Here is a 19,390-nt window from a genome sequence, read left to right as displayed (position 1 = left end):
TCATTCCTGCCGCTGCGCACAAATAAAGCCGCGCCCCTAAGGACACGGCTTCCCCTTATTTGCCCCCGGCTCCAGGGTCAAACGAGCTCTTCAGCGATACGATGCGGTTGAAGACGAGCTTCTCCGCCGTCGTATGCTTCGGATCCACGTTAAAGTACCCATGCCGGAAAAATTGAAACTTATCATGCGCCTTCGCATCCTTCATGTTCGGCTCGACGAAGCCATGCACGATCTCCAGCGACTTCGGATTCAGCTTGTCGAGGAAAGAGGCTTCCGCTCCCGCGGCACCGGCCGCATACGCTTCGCCTTCCTCATCGTCCGCCGCAGCTTCGTCCTGCTTCGCCATGAGCGGCTCATACAGCCGGAACTCCGCCGGCACCGCCTGCGTCGCCTCGACCCAATGGATCGTCCCCTTCACCTTGCGGCCCGTAAACCCGCTGCCGCTCTTCGTCTCCGGGTCGTATGTGCAGCGCAGCTCGACAACTTCGCCCGCCTCGTTCTTGACGACCTCTTCGCACTTGATGAAATACGCATGCTTCAGCCGCACTTCGTTGCCCGGGAACAGCCGGTGGTAGCCTTTGACCGGCTCCTCCATGAAATCGTCCCGCTCCACGTAAATTTCCCGCGAGAACGGAATTTGGCGGATGCCCATCTCCGGAGCTTCCGTGTTATTTTCCGCATCGAGCATCTCGACCTGGCCTTCCGGATAATTCGTAATGACCACCTTAAGCGGCTGCAGTACGGCCATCGTCCGCGGGGCCTTCAGCTTCAGATCGTCGCGCACGAAATTTTCCAGGAAAATGAGATCGATCACGCCTCCGCTCTTGGAAACGCCGGTCTCGGCGCAGAAATTGCGGATTGCCTCCGGCGTGTAGCCGCGGCGGCGAAGGCCCGAGATCGTCGGCATGCGCGGATCGTCCCAGCCGTCCACGCGCTTCTCGTCCACGAGCTGCTTCAAGTAGCGCTTGCCCATAATCGTGTCGGCGAGCTTCAGCTTCCCGAACTCGTATTGATGCGGCACCTGCGGCATTTCGCACTCGCGCACGACCCAATCGTAAAGCGGACGCTGCTCCTCGAACTCCGTCGTACAGATCGAATGCGTCACACCTTCGATCGCGTCCTCGAGCGGATGCGCATATGCGTACATCGGGTAAATGCACCATTTGTCCCCGGTGTTGTGGTGCGCCGCGTGAAGAATCCGGTAAATGACCGGGTCGCGCAGGTTGATGTTGCCCGATGCCATATCGATCTTCGCCCGCAGCACCCGCTCGCCGTTCCGGAACTCGCCCTTCCGCATCCGCTCGAACAGGTCGAGGTTTTCCTCCACGCTGCGGTTGCGGTAAGGACTTTCTTTGCCCGGCTCCGTCAGCGTACCGCGCGTCTCGCGGATCTGATCCGGCGTCTGGTCGTCCACATAAGCCTTGCCCTTCTTGATCAGCAGCACGGCGCGCTCGTACATCTCGTCAAAATAATCCGAAGCGAAGAACAGCCCGTCCCATTCGAAGCCCAGCCACTTCACGTCCTCCTGAATGGAGCGCACGTACTCCTCGTCTTCCTTGACCGGATTCGTATCGTCGAAGCGAAGATTCGTCTTCCCGCCGAACTCGTCCGCGAGCGAAAAGTTCAGCCAAATCGACTTGGCATGGCCGATATGCAAATACCCGTTCGGCTCGGGCGGGAAGCGGGTGACGACGGTTTGCACCTGGCCGCTCTTCAAGTCTTCCATAATGATCTGTTTAATGAAATTGGTCGGCGCCGCCGCTTTCGATTCCACTTCCATCGCCATTCCTCCTGAGTTCGTAATCGGATTTGAATATAACAACTATCATACACAATCCGAACCCCAGAAATCAAAGCCCTTACGGCCATACACACAAAATTAACCGTCAGCCCGGCGCCACCAGCGGATCATTCCCCACAAACAAACGATGCCGACCAGCAAAATGATGCTCTCCTGCACAAGCAAACGTCCCGCTAGCACGGCAGCCGTCGCATCAATCGCTACATGTACGGCAAGAGCGGCAAAGTATGGCATCCATCTGCGGCGGACATAAGCGGTGTACACGAGCACGCTCATCGCCACGTGTGCGGTTACGGCACTCATACGTTCCAGCAGCACGACAAGCTGCAGGCTCCATCCCGTACCCGCAAACCGGTCCAGCAGCGGCTGCAGGGCCGCCGCTTGCTCCGCCGGAACGTTCCATCCACCGTTCGCGAACAGATACAGCATCACTCCTGTAGAGATGGAACTGACGCCGACAAGCAGAGCGCTCTCGATGCCGCCGTGGCCAAGGCCGAGCGCTATCGCATCGTCCTTGGCCGGCCGCTTGACGAACCAGCGGTAGGCGAAGTAGCGGCCGGTTTCTTCGAAGAAGCCTGCCGTAATCGCGGCGCCGAGGCCGAACAGCAGGAACGGAACGCCGCTCGTCCAGCCGTTCTGGACGGCCAACTGATTGAGCGGAATTTGCCACGGCAGCCGGAGGACGATCTGCGATACGAAGAACGTCAGCGCTCCGATCGCAGCGACTCTCCACCGCAGACTCATTCCGAACCTTCGGCGCAGCACGGCCATAGCTGCGAACGGCAGCGCCATGCAGAGCAGGCCGACGATAATAATGATAAGCAGTGTTGCAAACGACATTGGAACCCCTTCTTTCTGTGCGCGATGCCATTAATACGCTGACGGGTCTTCATTCGTTCAAACGAAGCAAGACCCGACCAAAGGCCGGGCACCTGCACCGCCGCGGGTCCGTTTCGGCCGGAGACGGGGCGGTCTACAATACAGTCATAAGCAATTCCATTCACATAACTAATGGAGGAATGTATATATGAACCGACTGTACCGTTCCGCTTACAACCGCCGTTTAACCGGCTTATGCGGAGGCCTGGCCGAGCGCTTCGGCCTCAACGCAACGCTGCTGCGTCTCCTGCTCGTCATCGCTACCTTGTTTACCGGCGGCTCGCTTATTTTGCTGTATGCCCTGTCCAGCTGGATCGTACCGAAGCAGTACACGGCATAAAGCCGCTGCACAGCGCCGCGGGGCCCGCCGATACTTTCGGCTTTATTTTACCGGAGCCCTCGCGGCTGGCCCCGGCCGTTGTTGCCGCGGCGCCCTTGGCCGGGACTTTGGTCCCGCATGTCTACTGATGATTTTGCAGCAATCCCGAGAGCGAAGCTGCATTTGCCGTCGCCCCGACTTTCCAATAAAAATATGCATCGCTTCATTTTCCGGTAAAGCAAAAAAGCGCCCTTGAGGACGCTTGAACTTAAGCCGACCGCATCGGCATAGTCATTTTTTTCCGCATATGCAGTTCCGTCGAATCGCCGTTATCGTACAGCACGACAGTATCCATAATTTCCTGCATCAAGAGCGTCCCCCGTCCCCTGCCGGAGACGTTCGGCTCATTCGATTCGCGCAGCTGGAATGCTTGTCCCGCCTGATAAATCACAATATCGAGATCGTTATGGCCCACGTTCCAATACAGCTGAAACGTTCCCGGTCGGCCATGCTGATACGCATTGGTGCACGCCTCTTCCACCGCCAGCTTCAGCAGCAGCGTCTCCGTTCTCGTCCAACCGATTTCGCCCGACAGCTTTTCCGTAATGTCCATAGCCCGCTCGATATCGTCTTCGCCCGCTATCGACAGGCTGCGGCTCATGGGAGTATGCAAACCCCGATCCCGCAGCTCGATTTCGGCCGCAACCCATTTGCTGAAATCGCGGAGCATCTTTTCCCCGGCCTTGTCGAACTCGCGAGGCTTTACATCAATCACGCATAAAGTGCCGAGAATATGTCCCTTAGCCGTCACAATCGGCGCGCCGGCATAAAAACCGATTCCCATTTCCTTGACGGACGGAAGCGTTCGATACTTCTCATGCTCCGCCGCATTGTGCACGACAAGCATCTGCTTGCTTGCGACCACGTGCTGGCAGAAGGACCAAGAGCGCGGCGTCTCCCGCGTCTGCATCAGCACTTCCGGCAAGCCGCAGGCTGACTTGAACCATTGCCGGTCTTCCGTCACTAGCGAGATTAGACATATCGGCATCTCAAATACACGGCCGACCGTTCTCGTAATCCGGTCGAACGCTTCCTCCGCCTCGGTATCGACAAGGGCAAGCCGGTACAGCTCCTGCAGACGCTCCTTCTCTTCTTCCCGGCTGGATACTACAACGCCCCACGCAAGCTGCTCCACGCGGTTTCACCTCAAGAATCATTGTCTACGGTCATCATAGAACCAAATTGTTAAGAAAATACAAGATTCGACAAAACTCACGAAAATAATGTCGAATAAAATATTAACATAACCTTCACTTGATGTTAACCTCCCGTTAAAATAATTCATTTACTATGAAAGTGGCTCAAGAAGCTGAATCCATCAATCTCAAGAAGGAGTGACGACCCATGCGCAGACGCAGATGGAGAAAAATCCGCATCCTTTGGCTGGCCGCAGCGTTGTCGGTGACGGCGAATGCCGTTGCCGCCGCTGCTGCCGGAAATAAGGGAACGGCCGTCGATGCGCAGCCGCTGCCAGCCTTCTAGGATATAAACGATATGTATGGCCGGGTCTATGCCAGCAAGACTACGGACGATCCGATGAATGCGCTTGCAATAATACCTCGTTCTTAATGCGGCTTTCCGAAACGGGAGTTCGAAGCCTTGCTCCCGAACGGAACAAAGTGACGCTAACCTCCGAAGCAGATTTCCTGTCCATGAGAAGCGACCGCGTTAAGCGGAAGTTATTTATCGCCAATCCGAAAGCTCAATATGTTTCTTCTATGGTCAACAATAACAATGCCCTCTGCCGGTTCGACAGAGGGCATCGTTATTTTATTGTGCAGGGGCAGGTGCCGGCTGCGGGGCTGCAGGCGCTTTGTGCGTGCGCTGCACGAAGGTTTTGATTTTGTCGGTCATGCTTTCTTTAATGTGCTCGACGAGCTGGTCTTCGCTGATGCCTTGAGCTTGAGCGATTGCGCTGAGCGACTGGCCTTCCTGCAGCTTCGTCTGCAGCTCGGCTTCCGTCAGCTTCAAATATTCGGCCAAAGCCGCGGCGTCGGTGAACTTGCCCAAGCCGCCATGGTCCCCGCGGGCGCCGTTTCCGCCGCGGCCGAACGGAAACTGTCCGTCGACTTCCTTCGTAATCCGGTCAGTCAGGTTCGCTTTCGCCTGATCGGCCTGCGCCTGCGTCAGCGTGCCGTTCTTCACCTGCTCATCCAGCTTGGCGGTGATCGCATCGCTCAGCTTCTGCACGAGCGTCTCTTTGCTCAGCCCGCTTTTCTCTTGCGCGACTTGCGCTAGCGTCTTGCCGCCGGCCAGCTCGTTCTTCAGCGCAGCTTCGTCGATGCCGAGCAGCGCCGCCGCTTCTTGAACCACATTGCCGCCGTAGCGCTGGCCGCCTTTGCGGTCCTTGAAGCCCTTACCCTGGTTTGGCTTCGCAGGAGCCGCCGTCGTCGAATCAGCAGCGGATGCCGCTGGAGTCGTTGCATATGTAGATGGCGCTGCAGTCGCAGTTCCCGCGTCCTCCGCGTATGCGGTATTGTGAATCAGTGCGGCGCCGCCGCCTACAAGCAGTGCTGCAGCTAAAGACGTTGTCAGAAGGGTACGGCCGAGAGATACGTTTTTCATCGTGGATACCAACCTTTCGTTTTTGAAGTGTTGTTTGGTTTTCGTTCGCCTTACACCCATAGGATAACTGCCCAACATGAATTTCACCTGAGCCTAAGCTGAGGATAACGTTAATGCCAGCTGAAAAAATGCTGAATGTTGGTCCGAGTGGCGGCAAATGGTACAATGAAATGCAGTACCGTGGAGCGGGCCAAGGAGGGTACAACCTGATGAGATATCGGTTCATGTTCATGCTGCTTTTATTTTTTGGGCTTAGCGCCTATATCGGTTGGCACGGGGCCATTTTGCTCGACGCTCTCGGCCTTGCCGCCGTCAAGCCCCTGCTTGCCGCGTGTTTCGTCGTCTTGACGTTCGCCTATTTGCTCGGCAGGCTGCGCATACTCCCCAGACCGCTTCGGCTCGCTCTTAAGCTGATCGGATCGTATTATTTCGCCGTATTCGAATTTGCCGTCATTCTGCTGCCGGTCGCCGACATCGCAGGAGCGCTGCTCGCCTGGTCCGGAGTCGGCTCCGCCGTTTACGTGCCTCTGCTCGGCGTTATCGTGGTCGCTATACTGGCGGCGCTGCTGCTGCGAGGCTCTTACAACGCGTGGACGCCGATCGTTCGCCGCTATCCGGTCGACATCGACAAAGATGCAGGCGGCCTGTCCGGGCTTCGGATCGCCGTCGCTTCCGACATTCACCTCGGGGATATTGTAGAGAACCGGTATTTGAACCGGCTCGTCGATGAGATCGGCAAGCTGGAGCCGGACCTTGTGCTGTTCGCGGGCGACGTGCTGGACGATGCGGTCGAGCCGTTCCTGCGCAAAAATATGGCCGATGTGCTGAAGCGGCTGAAAGCCCGTTACGGCGTATACGCTGTCCTTGGCAATCATGAATATTACGGCGGCGGCATCGAGGCGTATGTAAATCGGATGAGGGAGATCGGCATCCCGGTGCTGCGGGACGAAACGGTCATCGTGGAAGGAAAGTTTGCGGTCGCGGGGCGAAAGGACAAAGCTGCGGAGAGCATGGACCCTGACGGGCGCTTAGCCGTAGATGAGCTGCTGGCGCAGGTAGACTCGCGCCTGCCGATCATTTTGCTCGATCATCAGCCTCATCATCTGGAGCGCGCGGAAGCGGCCGGCGCCGACATCATGCTGTCCGGCCACACGCACCGCGGCCAATTCATGCCGAACCATCTCATTACCCGCCGCTTGTTCGAGCTGGATTGGGGCTACAAGCGCAAAGGCCGGATGCACGCGATCGTCTCGTCCGGTTACGGCACGTGGGGACCGCCGATTCGCATCGGCAGCCGTTCGGAAATTGTAGAGGTTGTGGTGACGTTCACACCGTAAACGTCATTCCCGGGTTAGGGTCATGGTCATGCGGCTTGAACGGAGGCTCCAATACCCGGGAAGACCGTATTCGACAACGAAAAGAACCCTTCCCGGCAGCCCGCTCCCCCAACTTTCGGATAAGGCAACAAAAAACAAATGCCCGTTTACTGCCTTATTACAGGCTTAAACGGGCATTTCCTTATTGCATTAACACCTACAAATCCAGCTCATCCAGCTCGTCCAGCTGCAGATCGCCGCCGCCCTTGGCGTAGTTGATCACCTTCTCTTCGAAGAAATCGGTCTTCGTCTGGTTGAACTGCGTGAACTGGCGGATGAACGGCAGCGGATCGCGGTCGGCTTCCGGATAGAGCGGCTCGAGCCCGAGCGCCTGCAGCCGAAAGTTTGACAAATATTGGATATATTCGGCGATCAACCGGCTGTTCAGCCCCTGAATCCGGTCCCCGACCGCATACTGTCCCCATTCGATCTCGTGCTCCACAGCCGTCTTCATCATGCCCCTCAGCTCTTCCTCCAGCTCCGGCGTAAACAGCCCCGGCTCCTCCAGGCGCAGCTCGCGGAACATGTTCTGGAACAAGCTCAGATGCGTCAGCTCATCGCGGTTAATATACTTAATCTCCGTGCCGACCCCGGTCAGCCTGCCGAAGCGGGCCAAATTGTAGAAGAAGCTGAACCCCGCGTAAAAATAAATGCCCTCCAGAATGTAGTTCGCCATCATCACCTTGACGAACCCTTCCGGCGACTGGTGATCGATGAACTCCTGATAGCAGCCGGCGATAAAGCCGTTGCGCTTCAGCAGGAACGGATCGGTGACGGCGATCTCGTAAATGCCCTGCACCCGGTTCGCGCCGACGACGCTTTCCAGGATGTAGCCGTAGCTCTGCGAATGAAGCGCCTCCTGGTACGTTTGAATGTTCAGCAGCAGATTCACTTCCGGCAGCGTGACGAAGTCGTTGATATTCGGCAAATTGACCGTCTGCAGCGAATCGAGAAAGACGAGGAACGAAATAATGCGGTCGAACGCATCCCGCTCCGCTTCGTCGAGCCGCTCGTAGTGCAGCTTGTCTTGGCCAAGCGAAATTTCCTCGGGAATCCAGAAATTTTGCATCATCGTCTTGTACAGCGGAAAGCTCCACTTGTATTTGTTGTTGCTCAGCATCATCAGATTCGTCGTCTCGCCGCCGATCAGCCTGCGCTGCGCCGGGTCGATGCCGGCCTTCGGATTAAACAGCGCCTTCGGCTCCAGTCGGCCCTGTCCTGTATGTCCTGTTGTCATGTCCGGTACAATCCCTTCTTATCAAATGGAAAATCTCGCTTACACCGCGCACGCTTCGCAGTTTTCCACCTCGACGCTTCGGCTGCGCGTATAATACAGCGTCTTCACGCCGCTCTCCCAAGCGCCGACGTACATCTGGGCGATCTCGGCAGCCTTCGTCTCCGGCGTAATGTACAGGTTGAAGCTCTGCGACTGATCGATATGGCGCTGGCGGGCGGCGCACGCCCGAATGCTCCAGGTCTGCTCGATCGTGTGCGCTTCTTTGTACAGCCACATTGTGCGGGCGTTCAGATCCGGCGCAATGATCGGCACGACGGCGTTCTTCTTCTCGTCGAGATAGAACCGCGCATAGATCGGGTCGATACTTTGTGTCGAGCCGCCATATTGGGCGCTTGAGCCGTTCGGCGCGACCGCGAGCAAATAGCCGTTGCGCATCCCGTGCTCCCGCACCTCCGCCGCCAGCTGCCGCCATTCCTCGCTGTCATAGCCCCGCTGGGCAAAATACGCGCCCGTCTCCCAATCCGAGCCCTCAAAGAGCGGGTAGCTTCCCTTCTCCCGGGCGAGCTCGCAGCTGGCCTTAACGGCATAGTAGGCAATCCGCTCGTACAACCGGTCGACGAACGCAATGTGCTCGTCCGACTCCCAAGGGATGCCCTGCAGTGCCAGCATATGATGATAACCGAACGTCCCGAGCCCGATCGCCCGGTAACGCGCGTTCGTCAGCTCCGCCTGCTTGACCGGCAGCTGGTTGACGGTAATTACATCGTCGAGCATCCGCACGACGACAGGCACGACCTCGGCCAGCAGCTCCTCCGAATGCACCCGTCCGAGGTTCAGCGAGCCGAGATTGCAGACGACAAAATCGCCGGCGCGCCGCAGCTCCGCCACCTGCTCCACGCCGTCCACCTCGAGCACCCGGCGCTCCAGCGGACTGTCGGCGGACATATTTTGCGCAATTTCCATGCACAGGTTGCTCGAGTAGATCATCCCCGCGTGCTTGTTCGGATTGAGCCGGTTGACCGTATCGCGGAAAAATTGGAACGGCGTCCCCGTCTCCGTATCCGAGCGGATGATCGCCTTAAGCAGATCGACCGCCGCCACTTCCTGCTTCGCAATATCCGGATGGTCGACACACTGCCAGTAGCGCTCCGTGAACGTACCGCCGCCCTCGCGCTCGTCGTAGCAGTCCTCCAGCCGCCAGCCCATTACCGTCTCGATCTCGTGCGGGCACATCAAGTAAAATTTGCCGTCCCGCACCCGCGTCTCCTTCTTGAGCTGGCGCATAAATACGTCGGGGATCGACAGCGCCGGGAAAATGTCATGCGCCTTGCGGCGCTCGTCCCCGTTGTTCGTCTTCAGCGCCAGGAAATCCCAGACGTCGCGGTGCCAAATATCGAGCGTGACGCTGACAGCGCCGCTGCGCATGCCGAGCTGGTTGCAGGCGACCGCCGTATCGTTGATAATCCGGATCCATGGGATGATGCCGCCGCTCGTATGCTTGAAGCCGCGGATATCGGAGCCGGCTGCGCGCACTTTGCCCATATAAATGCCCATGCCGCCGCCGAATTTGCTCACCTGGCTGAATTGGTCGACCACATGGAAGATCGACTCGAGCGAATCGTCCACCGTAGCGATAAAGCACGAGGACAGCTGGTGGAACGGCTTGCGCGCATTGGACATCGTCGGCGTCGCTTCCGTCATCTGCAGCTGCGACATAACATCGTAAAAGCGCTTCGCCCAGTACACCCGCTGCGGCTGCGGCTCGGCGAGAGCAATCGCCATGGCTACGCCCATGAACGCCTCCTGCGGCAGCTCGTACACTTCCTTGCTGTAGCCGCGAACGCAGTAGCGCTCGGCAAGCGTCTTGACGCCGACGTAGGTGAACAGCTCGTCCCGCTCCGGCCGAATATAGGCTCCGAGCTCCTCGATGTCTTCACGGGAGTACCCCTTCAGCATATAAGCGCCGTACAGGCCCAGCTCCGTCAGCTTGTCCAGCAGCTCCGCGAAGCTGCCGTAGCCGTAGACGCCGGCCGGATAGCCCCGCTGCTGCGCCGCTTCCTTGTACAAGTCGTATATGTACAGCCTTGCTGCAACCTTGTCCCACCCCGGCTCCTGCACCGACGTCAGCTCGGCGGCGGTCTGCACGAGCTGGCGCTGAATGTGGCGGGTCGTGATGCCCGGTTTCAGCTGCGCGTGCAGCGTATCCAACAGCGCATCTTCGGACAAGCCTGTGCCGGCGACCGCGCGCCCGACGACAGTCCGTATTTTTTGCGGGTTCCAAGCTTCGTTCGTGCCGTCGCGCTTCGTGATTTGCAGTACTTCCATGATCGTTTGAGTCATGTTGGTCAAGCCTCCTGAATGGATAATGAGAAAAGGGCATTCCGCCGTTCCCCTTCGCAGAGAAAAGAACGTCGAAATGCCCGCAGCAGCATAGTGATGCAAACTTGTCGGCCCAGAACCGGCCGCCCGGCTTTCCGCAGTTTCCCTATCTCCCGTAGGTACTGGCAGCGAACGGACACAGGCAGGTCTCCTGGCTCAGGTTCATTGCAGCTCTGCTCCTTCCCGGCTTATTGAGCCAGTGGATCCTGCAGCTTGCTCCCCTTACAGTGGCGGGACCGCGTCGGAATTGCACCGAACTTCCCTATTAAGCCTGCGCTTCGCACCTTCGGCGAAGCGACAGACACCTTGTTCCGCATTAACAATATATAGTTGTCTTGTACCAATTTACACTCAATATATAGTATCGTCAATTATTTTTTTTTGCAGTACCCCACAATTTGGAGGTGTCCGGTCTAAAGTATATAATCATAGATAGAGCTCCGGTTTCCGAACGAGGAGAATGTCTCTCTATGATTTATCTAGTCACAAATCAGCGATTCTCATGATATAATAGACTTTACTTGGAAGGAGTTGTGCCAATGCCACTTAGTCGCTTATCAACGCGCGGCATTCTGGATCATATATTCCAGTACTCACCGATCGGAATGGCTCTTGTCGCCTTGGACGGAAGCTTCCTGAAGGTCAATTCAGCTTTATGCGACATTACGGGCTATGCCGAGCAGGAGCTAACGACGCTCTGCTTCCAGGATATTACTCTCGAAGAGGATTTGCCGGAATCAGTGCGCGTTATCGACTGTCTCCTCAATCGCGGCGACAACTCCGTGGAGCTGACAAAGCGGTATTTTCACAAGGCAGGCCATCGGGTAACCGTCCGCATCCATACCAGTGTCGTACGCGATCCTGACAGCAACAGCCCCATTCTGCTCGTCGCTCAAATTTTGAAGCTGCCCGAAGCTTCTTGCTGAAGCTGCGTTCCGCCGCTTTGCCTGCACTCCGCCGTCCGCTTTCTCCCAAGCCGTGTGAACGGCTCTTTCTCATGACGTTAGCCCGGACCATCATGGGCATTGTCCCTTACCCGCCGTTCCGATTCTGCATAAGCTGTACAAACTATTTTGCAGAATGGCTACGAAAGGAGTAATGGTCCATGAAGCTGGACATCGGCTGCGGTGCCAACAAGCACGCCGGCTTCTTCGGCATCGACAAGCTGCCGCATCCCGGCGTCGATCTCGTCTGCGATATCGACCAGGGGATCCCCTTGCCCGATTCCTCGGCCTCGTTCATAATGGCCTGCCGATCGCTGCCGTACGTTGCGAATTTGCCGTTCGTACTAAGCGAGCTGTACCGCTTGTGCGCCGACCGTGCGGTTGTGTGTATCTACGCTCCGTTCGCCCGTCATTTCCGCCATCTGACGAATCCGTACTTCCGGCAGCGCTTCGATGAATATACGCCGCGCTACACAACCCCGACATTTTACCAGCCGCCGGATAGCCCCGCATGTCCTCCTATCCGCTACGATGATGCGCCTGAACCGCCTTGCGATTTGCGTTTGCTGCGTATGGAGCTGTTCTATGACGAGCCTTTCTCGTCGGAATGGTTCGACAATGAGGAGCGCGAGATGCTTAAGGACCTTCAATTTAACGTAGCAAGCGATATTTTGTACTATTTTCTCGCCGCGAAAAGCCCTATCTCTAACGATGAATTGCTGCACATGAGCCGGCTTTCTTATCCCGAGCCATTCTGTCTCGCAAGAAAGGACAAACGCTGACGTTTTCAAGGCATTTTCAGAGCAAGCTTTCATATAGTTGAGATTGTCGAGTTGCCCGCATCCCTGGCGCAGCAAATTTCCGGACAATTGGTCAAGGGGGTGTTTCCAATCGCACTGATCCTCCGCTCTTCTCTGAATGCCACCGGAGCGATCACGTTTACGGGCAATACACTCGGATTAAGCCGCTCCGGAACGGAAGGAGAACCCGGCACCCAGGACAGCATCGGCGCTTTCATCACAACGAATGCGGCGCTGCGCTTCGGTTCTTACCCGGCCGGCACGACGAACAATTATGCGAACAACCAGTCCGCCGCCCTCCTATCCATGCCTGCCGGCAGCGCCGTCCTGTATGCGGAGCTGATTTGGGGCGGCTCTTACCGTAACGGCAATGTCAATCTGAGCGGTGCAATAAACAATCCGATTTCCTTCACGACCCCGCTCGGCACGTTCTCCATAACGCCCGATACGGTGACATCTAACGAAGTCGATCTCGGCAGCGGCGCCTTCGCCTACGTTCGCACCGCCAATGTGACGCCCCTGGTCAGGCAGGCCGGTCCGGGCACGTATGCCGCCGGAGGTGTGGTCGGTACTATTGTCATCAACAACGATTCCACGGCGAATCATGCCGGATGGACGCTTGCCGTCATTTACGAGAATCCGTCCCTGCCATTTCGCAACATGTCGCTGCGGGCCGGCGCCGTACTCGTCCAATCCGCCTCACCGCCAGTCAATACGACCATAACCGGCTTCGCTACGCCGACATCGGGAACGATCGGAGGGCGGGCCTTATTCAGCGCTCAAGAAGGCGATGCGAACCGTACCGGCGATCAAGCGCTTTTCGGCCCTACCGCATCCTCATTGGCCGCACTCTCCGGCCCCAACAACTTCGCAGCCAATTTCTTCGCTTCCCAGATCAACAACGATACCGGACAATTAAACACAACAGGGACATTCGGCAATCGCAACCAAACGAACGGCGCCCCGGGGACGAACATCTCCGGCGGACGGCAGGGCTGGGATATTACGAACGTCGACGTCTCGGCGCGGCTCGTGAACAATCAAAACAGCGCCGTGCTGCAGCTGACGACGTCAGGCGACGCCTATGTCCTAAATGCGAACGCCATCCAAATCGATATCAATGCACCCAAGGTGTCTGTCATCAAGGCTGCGAATGTGACCGGGGCTGTCGTCGGAGACACGATTACATACTCCGTTACCGTCAGTAACACGGGCACCGCCAATGCCGGAAGCGTCGTCGTCTCCGATGAGCTGCCGGCCGGTCTTGCCTTTACGGCAGGCTCCGTGACGGTCGGAGGGGCGTCTCGCCCTGCCGCCGATATAAAAACCGGCGTGTCAATCGGGACGCTGGCCCCCGGCGCAGCTGCCACAGTAACGTACCGGGCCACGGTCATTTCCGTGCCGAATCCGCAGTCGGCATCCAATACTGCCAACGCCGCCTTTTCGTTCCAGAGCGTTGCCGGCGGACCGACCATAACCGGAGTGATCCCCTCCAACACGGTCACGCTGCCGATTTACGCCCCGATCCTTACGCTGGTCAAGTCGGCGGACACGGCGAACGCCACCGTCGGTGACATTGTAACTTATACGCTGCAGCTGACGAATACCGGAAATGCCGGCGCTTCCGTGACCTTGACCGACAATATCCCTGCCGGCGCCAGCTACATCCCGAACAGCTTTCGGCTGAACGGCATCGTCGTCGTCGGCGCGAATCCGGCCGCAGGCGTGCCGATCGGTACGGTCAACGGCAGCGGAGGAACGGCCACAGCTGCGTTCCAGGTTCGGGTAGAGTCGCTGCCGAATCCGCCCCAGTTAACGAACCAAGGCAGCGCGGGCTACACGTTCAGGCCGCCGGACGGCCGTACGTTTACCGGTACAGCGGTCTCCAATACGGTCGTCCTTCCGGTCGCACTGCCTAACGTAACGGTAAGCAAATCGGCGGATCGAACAGCCGTAACGGTAGGGGAAACGATTACCTATACACTCGTTATAGCCAATAACGGTACTTCGCCGATAACGAACGTCAATCTGGCCGATCCGCTCCCTGCAGCTCTTCGGTTCGCAGCGGGCAGCGTTACGCTGGGCGGCATTAATCAGCCGGCCGCCAATCCGCAGACGGGCATTGCCGTCGGAACGCTCGCAGCAGGCGCTTCGGCAACCGTCAGCTTTCAAGCTGCGGTCGTCTCGCCGCCGGATCCCGCCCAATTGGCCAATACGGCTACCGCAGCCTACAGCTCCGGCACATTTAGCGGCATTTCCGCGTCCAGCACGCTCCTTACACCGGTGTACCAGCCTGTCATTGCGGTACGAAAGAGCGCCGACCGCAGCGCTGTTGCCGTCGGCGAGACCGTCACGTATACGATCGTTGCGAACAACAGCGGCAATATCGCCGCTTCCGCCACGGTGACCGATACGATTCCCGCGGGCACTGTGTTCGTCCCGGGCAGCGTTACCGTTAACGGCACGGGCGTACCCGCCGCTTCGCCTGTAAGCGGGATTGGCGCAGGAGAGCTATCGCCGGGAGCATCCGCGACCGTAACGTTTCAGGTGCAGCTCCAAACGCTGCCGAATCCGCCACGGATAGCGAACGCGGCATCCGTTTCTTTCACCTATCAGCTGCCGGACGGGCGTTCATTCTCCGGAAGCTCGGCGTCGAATACGGTGATGCTTCCCGCTACGGTGCCTTCAGTTGCCATAGCCAAGAGGGTGAACGCCGCCGCCGCTGCTGTCGGCGATACGTTGACCTATACGCTGAATGTGAGCAATACAGGTTCAACGGCGGTGAACGACATCTTGGTGTCCGATCCGCTGCCTGCAGGCGCGGCCTTCGAAACCGGGAGCGTCACGGTTCGCGGCACCGCACGTTCCGACGCCAATCCCGCCGCAGGAATCTCGCTCGGAACGCTTGCCGCCGGCGATTCCGCCGACATTACCTTCCGTATCCGCGTCCTTCCGGCAGCGCAAGGAGGAACGCTAGGAAACCAGGCGTTTGTCAGCTATAGGCTGGGCAGCTTTAACGGTTCATCCGCCTCAGGTACCGTCAGCACTACCGTCGTTCAGCCGCAAATCCAAGTCGTTAAGAACGCTCTCGTACCAACGGCAATTGTCGGTGTACCTTTCGCCTACGTGATCCGCGTAACCAACACCGGCAATGCGGAAGCGGCAATTGTGTTAACGGACCCGCTTCCGCCGGAAGCCGAGTTCGTTACGAACAGCGTGATCGTAGGCGGTACGCCTATGCCGGGGGTTACCCCGACAACGGGCATTCGGGTCGACGCGCTGCCTCCCGGGGCGTCGGTGGAAGTCAGCTTTCAAGTAACGGTCACTACTCAGCCGGCCAGTCAGCAAACGAGCAATCGGGCCGTTGCTGCATACACCTTCACGCTCCCTGACGGCCGAACGGTAACGCAAAGGGCCGAATCGGTTACGACGGCGCTTCCCGTCTCCGCCCCGCAGGTAACGGTTGGTAAGCGTTCGTCCGCCGCCATCGCTTCGGCCGGCGAGACGCTCCGCTATACCGTTGAGGTCACGAACTCCGGCAATGCACCGGCCAATCAAGTCATCGCGTACGATCCTATTCCCGCCGGGACCGAGCTCGTACCCGGAAGTGTAGCCGTCAACGGCGTCTCGCGCCCGTCAGCCGACCCGAGCAGCGGAATCGCTGTCGGCGTACTGAATATCAATAGCACGGCAGTGCTAACTTACGAGGTGAGAATAACGATGCCAGTTAATTCCCCAGTGGTGAACCAGTCGACCGTCAGCTTTACGTCCGGGACGTTCTCCGGCTCCTCGGCATCCAATAAGGTCGCGACCCCGATCTTCCAGCCGGAAATTACGCTCGGCAAGAACTCGATTCCATCCATTGCCACGGTAGGCGATACGGTCTCGTATACGATCAACATTACGAATACCGGCAATATCGCAGCTCTGGTTACGCTGTCCGACAACATTCCTGCCGGCACTACGTTCGTAGCGAACAGCGTCATCGTGAACGGCTCGCAGCGGCCGGGCGCAAGCCCCGTCGATGGAATCGTCGTCGGCGCCGTAGCGCCGAACGCTTCCGCTGCCGTCACGTTCTCGGTCGTTATTGACGAGCTGCCCCCGAATCAACAGCTCGTCAATTCGGCCGTATCCACGTTTACCTTCACCCCGCCGGACGGACGTCAGCGGCAGGGCAGCGCGGCATCCAACATCGTCGTCGTTCCGGTTTCCTCCCCCAACGTAACTGTAGTCAAGAGCGCCAGTTCGCCGAATGTATTCGTAGGGGATACCTTAACGTATTCGATCGCGATAACCAATAACGGCTTGTCGCCGGTCAACAGTATCATCACGAGCGATATAGTCCCGCCTGGCAGCATCTTCGTAACGGGCAGCGTCGTCATTCGCGAAACGCCGGCTCCAAGAGCCGATCCGGCGGCCGGCATTATCGTAGGAACTATAGCTTCCCTAGAAACCGCGGTCGTCACCTTCGATATTCGCGTCGTCTCTCTGCCGAATCCGGCGGAGCTTAACAACCAGGCATCGGTTAGCTTCACATCGGGCACGTTCTCCGGATTGTCGTTATCTAACGTTGTTACGACCCCGGTATTTACGCCGATCGTGAATCTCGCCAAAAGCTCAAGCGCCGATCGAGTGACCGTCGGCGATACCGTCACCTTCAGCTTCAATGTAACCAATTCGGGCAACTACGCAGCCGCCGTAACGCTGACGGACCCTCTCGAAGAGGGCACCGCTTTCGTTCCTAACAGCGTTATCGTAGGCGGAACGCCGGTACCGGGCGCAACGCCGGCGGGGGGGATTCCGGTCGGGTCCGTTCCGGGCGGGACGACCGTTCCGGTGTCGTTCTCGGTCGTCGTCCATTCGCTGCCTCCCGGCCAGCAGCTGACGAACCAAGGAACGGCAGCCTTCGAATATATCACGCTCGACAACCGGACCTTAACCGGGACGGCCGCTTCCAATACGGTCACGGTTCAAGTGTCGACTCCGGAGGTTAGCGTCGTGAAGAGCACGGCAGCAACAGACGCCGTCATCGGCGATCCGATTACGTATTCGACTGTTATCACCAATAACGGTACCGCCCCGGTCAACAACGTGGTGTTCACCGACGTCATTCCGGCAGGAACGGCATTCGTTCGAGGCAGCGTGACGATAAACGGTGCTCCGCAGGCTTCCGCGGATCCGGCTCGCGGTGTTTCCGTCGGCTCGATTGATCCCGGTGCCACAGCTGTCGTAGCCTTCACCGTATCCGTCACGTCGCTTCCGAATCCGGCCCAATTGAGCAATGCAGCCGCCGTCAGCTTTACATCCGGCACGTTCTCGGCTACAGCCTTCTCGAATGCCGTCATAACACCGGTCTATCAGCCCATCATCGCCGTCACGAAGAGCGCCAGCGAGACCGATGCCACTGTCGGCGATACGATCGTATTTTCGTTCAACGTATCGAACAACGGCAATCTTGGCGCCTTAGTGACGTTAACCGATCTGCTCTCGGAAGGGCTTGAATTCGAGCCGAACAGCGTCGTTGTCGGCGGAGTCGCCCAGCCGGGTGCTTCCCCTGCCGGCGGCATAGCGGTTGGCGCCGTAATGCCGGGAAGCACGATAGCCGTCTCGTTCCATGCCACCGTCACGGCATTGCCGCCGTCGCAGCGGTTCACCAATCAGGCGGCCGCCGCCTTTACGTTTACACCTCCGGACGGCCGTCAGCTGCAAGGCAGCGCAGCATCCAACCCGGTTACGATCCGCGTCTTCTCGCCGGATGTCCTTGTGGTTAAGAGCGCCGACGTTCCGGACGCCGCCGTTGGCGAAACGATCACCTACACGGTCACCATTACGAACAATGGCATTACAACGATCAATAACGTCGTTATGACAGACCCTGTGCCGGAAGGAACCCGCTTTAATGCAGGCAGTGTTACCGTTAACGGCAACTCGCGCCCGGAAGCCGTTCCGAGTGCCGGTATCGTGCTCGGCTCCATTGCTCCGAACGCTTCGGTTGTCGTTACATTTGGAGTGACCGTACTATGAGGCGGGGCCGGCGATCGACAAGAGAAATTCTCAATCAGTCGTTCGTCCGGTTTCAGTCGGGGCGATATGCAGGAGAAGCCGTATCGAACGAAGTCGTTACGAACGTGCACGATGATTCGGGGGATCTGATTGACATCGAAGTAAGCAAGATGGCGAGTGCCGCCGAAGCAAGCCGCGGCGACGAATTGGTGTATACGATCCGTGTGGAGAATACGGGCGAAGCGGCAGCCGTCGTCGAACTGACCGACACTTTGCCGGAAGGCTGTATGTTCCTGTGGGGCAGCGTACGTGCAGGCGCCGGCAGCCTGCCGAACGCCAATCCCGCGCAAGGCATCGCGCTCGGCACTCTGCTGCCGGGAGAGCAGTCTGTCGTCAGCTTCCGTGCCGCTGTACCGGATATCGAATCGGCTTCGCTGCCCCCTTTGCTCGAGAACAAAGCGGCCGTCCGCGCTACCCGGCGCCGCAAGGACGGTACGTTCGAGGTGTACCGGCGCGAATCGATCCCGGCGGTAACGCGCCTGTACGCCCCCGTTATCCGTATCGATGTCAGCATCGACCCGCTCACAATCGAGCCGCATTCACTTGTCGAATTCAAGCTGACGATCACGAATTCGGGCAATGCCGCCGCTTCAGTTACAATATGCGATCTGGTTCCGGCAGGGATGGCTGTCGTCCCCGGCTCCTTACGCTTGGAAGCCACGGATGGTCCCGTGCAGTGGCACTTCGCCGCGGGCTGTGTTACCGCTGCTGTCGTCAAGCCGGGAGCAACGGTCATCGTTATGTACTTGGCTGAATTGGACCGGCATAGCCTGGCTGAACGTTTACAGGGACGCATTAACGGTTCCTATACATATGTCATCAATGGCATTACGCATACGTATCGAATCTTCTCCGGAGCATACAAGATTCTTGTGGAATATCCCGACGAATGAACGACAAAGGCGCCCGCCGTCATCGTAGTTCAAACGAATACACGATGACGGCGGGCGTTCCCCTAGGCTGTGGC

Annotated in this window: 13 protein-coding genes and 1 riboswitch; of the genes, 7 read left to right on the top strand and 6 right to left on the bottom strand. The window is 58.1% G+C overall.

The window, feature by feature from the left end; all coding sequences use genetic code 11:
* Positions 1 to 55: 55 nt before the first annotated feature.
* Both ACFFK0_RS14820 and ACFFK0_RS14815 read right to left on the bottom strand, forming a co-directional pair.
* Complete coding sequence (locus tag ACFFK0_RS14820; protein WP_377471039.1) at positions 56 to 1,780, bottom strand: glutamine--tRNA ligase/YqeY domain fusion protein; 1,725 nt, start codon at positions 1,778 to 1,780, stop codon at positions 56 to 58.
* 99 nt (positions 1,781 to 1,879) lie between these two features.
* Positions 1,880 to 2,641: a YhfC family intramembrane metalloprotease gene (locus tag ACFFK0_RS14815; RefSeq protein WP_377471037.1), complete on the bottom strand. Its 762-nt coding sequence runs from the start codon at positions 2,639 to 2,641 to the stop codon at positions 1,880 to 1,882.
* Between the two features lie 187 nt (positions 2,642 to 2,828).
* On the opposite strand from ACFFK0_RS14815, the gene ACFFK0_RS14810 reads away from it, so the two are divergent.
* Complete coding sequence (locus ACFFK0_RS14810) at positions 2,829 to 3,020, top strand: PspC domain-containing protein (RefSeq protein ID WP_377471036.1); 192 nt, start codon at positions 2,829 to 2,831, stop codon at positions 3,018 to 3,020.
* A gap of 247 nt (positions 3,021 to 3,267) precedes the next feature.
* On the opposite strand, the gene ACFFK0_RS14805 is transcribed toward ACFFK0_RS14810, so the two are convergent.
* Positions 3,268 to 4,194, bottom strand: a complete 927-nt coding sequence (locus tag ACFFK0_RS14805; protein WP_377471035.1) for a GAF domain-containing protein — start codon at positions 4,192 to 4,194, stop codon at positions 3,268 to 3,270.
* A 209-nt stretch (positions 4,195 to 4,403) separates the two neighbouring features.
* Between ACFFK0_RS14805 and ACFFK0_RS14800 the strand changes: the two genes are divergently transcribed.
* Complete coding sequence (locus ACFFK0_RS14800; RefSeq protein ID WP_377471034.1) at positions 4,404 to 4,541, top strand: hypothetical protein; 138 nt, start codon at positions 4,404 to 4,406, stop codon at positions 4,539 to 4,541.
* Positions 4,542 to 4,829: 288 nt separating this feature from the next.
* On the opposite strand, the gene ACFFK0_RS14795 is transcribed toward ACFFK0_RS14800, so the two are convergent.
* Positions 4,830 to 5,624 carry a hypothetical protein gene (locus ACFFK0_RS14795; RefSeq protein ID WP_377471033.1) on the bottom strand — a complete coding sequence of 265 codons (795 nt, stop codon included), beginning with the start codon at positions 5,622 to 5,624 and terminating at the stop codon, positions 4,830 to 4,832.
* Positions 5,625 to 5,833: 209 nt separating this feature from the next.
* Between ACFFK0_RS14795 and ACFFK0_RS14790 the strand changes: the two genes are divergently transcribed.
* Positions 5,834 to 6,961, top strand: coding sequence for a metallophosphoesterase (locus ACFFK0_RS14790; RefSeq protein WP_377471032.1), 1,128 nt, complete (start codon positions 5,834 to 5,836; stop codon positions 6,959 to 6,961).
* Positions 6,962 to 7,157: 196 nt separating this feature from the next.
* On the opposite strand, the gene ACFFK0_RS14785 is transcribed toward ACFFK0_RS14790, so the two are convergent.
* Positions 7,158 to 8,237 carry a ribonucleotide-diphosphate reductase subunit beta gene (locus ACFFK0_RS14785; protein WP_377471031.1) on the bottom strand — a complete coding sequence of 360 codons (1,080 nt, stop codon included), beginning with the start codon at positions 8,235 to 8,237 and terminating at the stop codon, positions 7,158 to 7,160.
* A gap of 39 nt (positions 8,238 to 8,276) precedes the next feature.
* Positions 8,277 to 10,577: a ribonucleoside-diphosphate reductase subunit alpha gene (locus ACFFK0_RS14780; RefSeq protein WP_377471029.1), complete on the bottom strand. Its 2,301-nt coding sequence runs from the start codon at positions 10,575 to 10,577 to the stop codon at positions 8,277 to 8,279.
* A 163-nt stretch (positions 10,578 to 10,740) separates the two neighbouring features.
* Positions 10,741 to 10,940: riboswitch (cobalamin riboswitch) on the bottom strand.
* Between the two features lie 215 nt (positions 10,941 to 11,155).
* Here ACFFK0_RS14780 and ACFFK0_RS14775 point away from each other — a divergent pair.
* The 4 genes from ACFFK0_RS14775 (at position 11,156) to ACFFK0_RS14760 (ending at position 19,316) form a co-directional block, all read left to right on the top strand.
* Positions 11,156 to 11,542: a PAS domain S-box protein gene (locus tag ACFFK0_RS14775; RefSeq protein ID WP_377471028.1), complete on the top strand. Its 387-nt coding sequence runs from the start codon at positions 11,156 to 11,158 to the stop codon at positions 11,540 to 11,542.
* A 179-nt stretch (positions 11,543 to 11,721) separates the two neighbouring features.
* Positions 11,722 to 12,342: a methyltransferase domain-containing protein gene (locus tag ACFFK0_RS14770; RefSeq protein ID WP_377471027.1), complete on the top strand. Its 621-nt coding sequence runs from the start codon at positions 11,722 to 11,724 to the stop codon at positions 12,340 to 12,342.
* A gap of 51 nt (positions 12,343 to 12,393) precedes the next feature.
* A complete protein-coding gene (locus ACFFK0_RS14765; RefSeq protein WP_377471026.1) occupies positions 12,394 to 18,384 on the top strand; it encodes a CLIPPER-2 domain-containing protein in 5,991 nt (1,996 codons plus the stop codon).
* Positions 18,381 to 19,316, top strand: coding sequence for a hypothetical protein (locus ACFFK0_RS14760; protein ID WP_377471025.1), 936 nt, complete (start codon positions 18,381 to 18,383; stop codon positions 19,314 to 19,316). Before ACFFK0_RS14765 ends, ACFFK0_RS14760 begins: the two co-directional genes overlap by 4 nt.
* The last annotated feature ends 74 nt before the right edge of the window (positions 19,317 to 19,390 follow it).

The organism is Paenibacillus chartarius, assembly GCF_042432825.1.
Classification (GTDB): domain Bacteria; phylum Bacillota; class Bacilli; order Paenibacillales; family NBRC-103111; genus Gordoniibacillus; species Gordoniibacillus chartarius.
The sequence above is the reverse complement of the archived record's forward strand: the minus strand, read 5'-3'. Positions and strand labels throughout refer to the sequence as shown.

Bases quoted from the DNA above. Each gene is read 5' to 3' on its own strand.
- ACFFK0_RS14820 (WP_377471039.1), bottom strand. From the start codon at position 1,780: ATGGAAGTGGAATCGAAAGCGGCGGCGCCGACCAATTTCATTAAACAG.
- ACFFK0_RS14815 (WP_377471037.1), bottom strand. From the start codon at position 2,641: ATGTCGTTTGCAACACTGCTTATCATTATTATCGTCGGCCTGCTCTGC.
- ACFFK0_RS14810 (WP_377471036.1), top strand. From the start codon at position 2,829: ATGAACCGACTGTACCGTTCCGCTTACAACCGCCGTTTAACCGGCTTA.
- ACFFK0_RS14800 (WP_377471034.1), top strand. From the start codon at position 4,404: ATGCGCAGACGCAGATGGAGAAAAATCCGCATCCTTTGGCTGGCCGCA.
- ACFFK0_RS14795 (WP_377471033.1), bottom strand. From the start codon at position 5,624: ATGAAAAACGTATCTCTCGGCCGTACCCTTCTGACAACGTCTTTAGCT.
- ACFFK0_RS14790 (WP_377471032.1), top strand. From the start codon at position 5,834: ATGAGATATCGGTTCATGTTCATGCTGCTTTTATTTTTTGGGCTTAGC.
- ACFFK0_RS14785 (WP_377471031.1), bottom strand. From the start codon at position 8,237: ATGACAACAGGACATACAGGACAGGGCCGACTGGAGCCGAAGGCGCTG.
- ACFFK0_RS14780 (WP_377471029.1), bottom strand. From the start codon at position 10,577: ATGACTCAAACGATCATGGAAGTACTGCAAATCACGAAGCGCGACGGC.
- ACFFK0_RS14775 (WP_377471028.1), top strand. From the start codon at position 11,156: ATGCCACTTAGTCGCTTATCAACGCGCGGCATTCTGGATCATATATTC.
- ACFFK0_RS14770 (WP_377471027.1), top strand. From the start codon at position 11,722: ATGAAGCTGGACATCGGCTGCGGTGCCAACAAGCACGCCGGCTTCTTC.
- ACFFK0_RS14760 (WP_377471025.1), top strand. From the start codon at position 18,381: ATGAGGCGGGGCCGGCGATCGACAAGAGAAATTCTCAATCAGTCGTTC.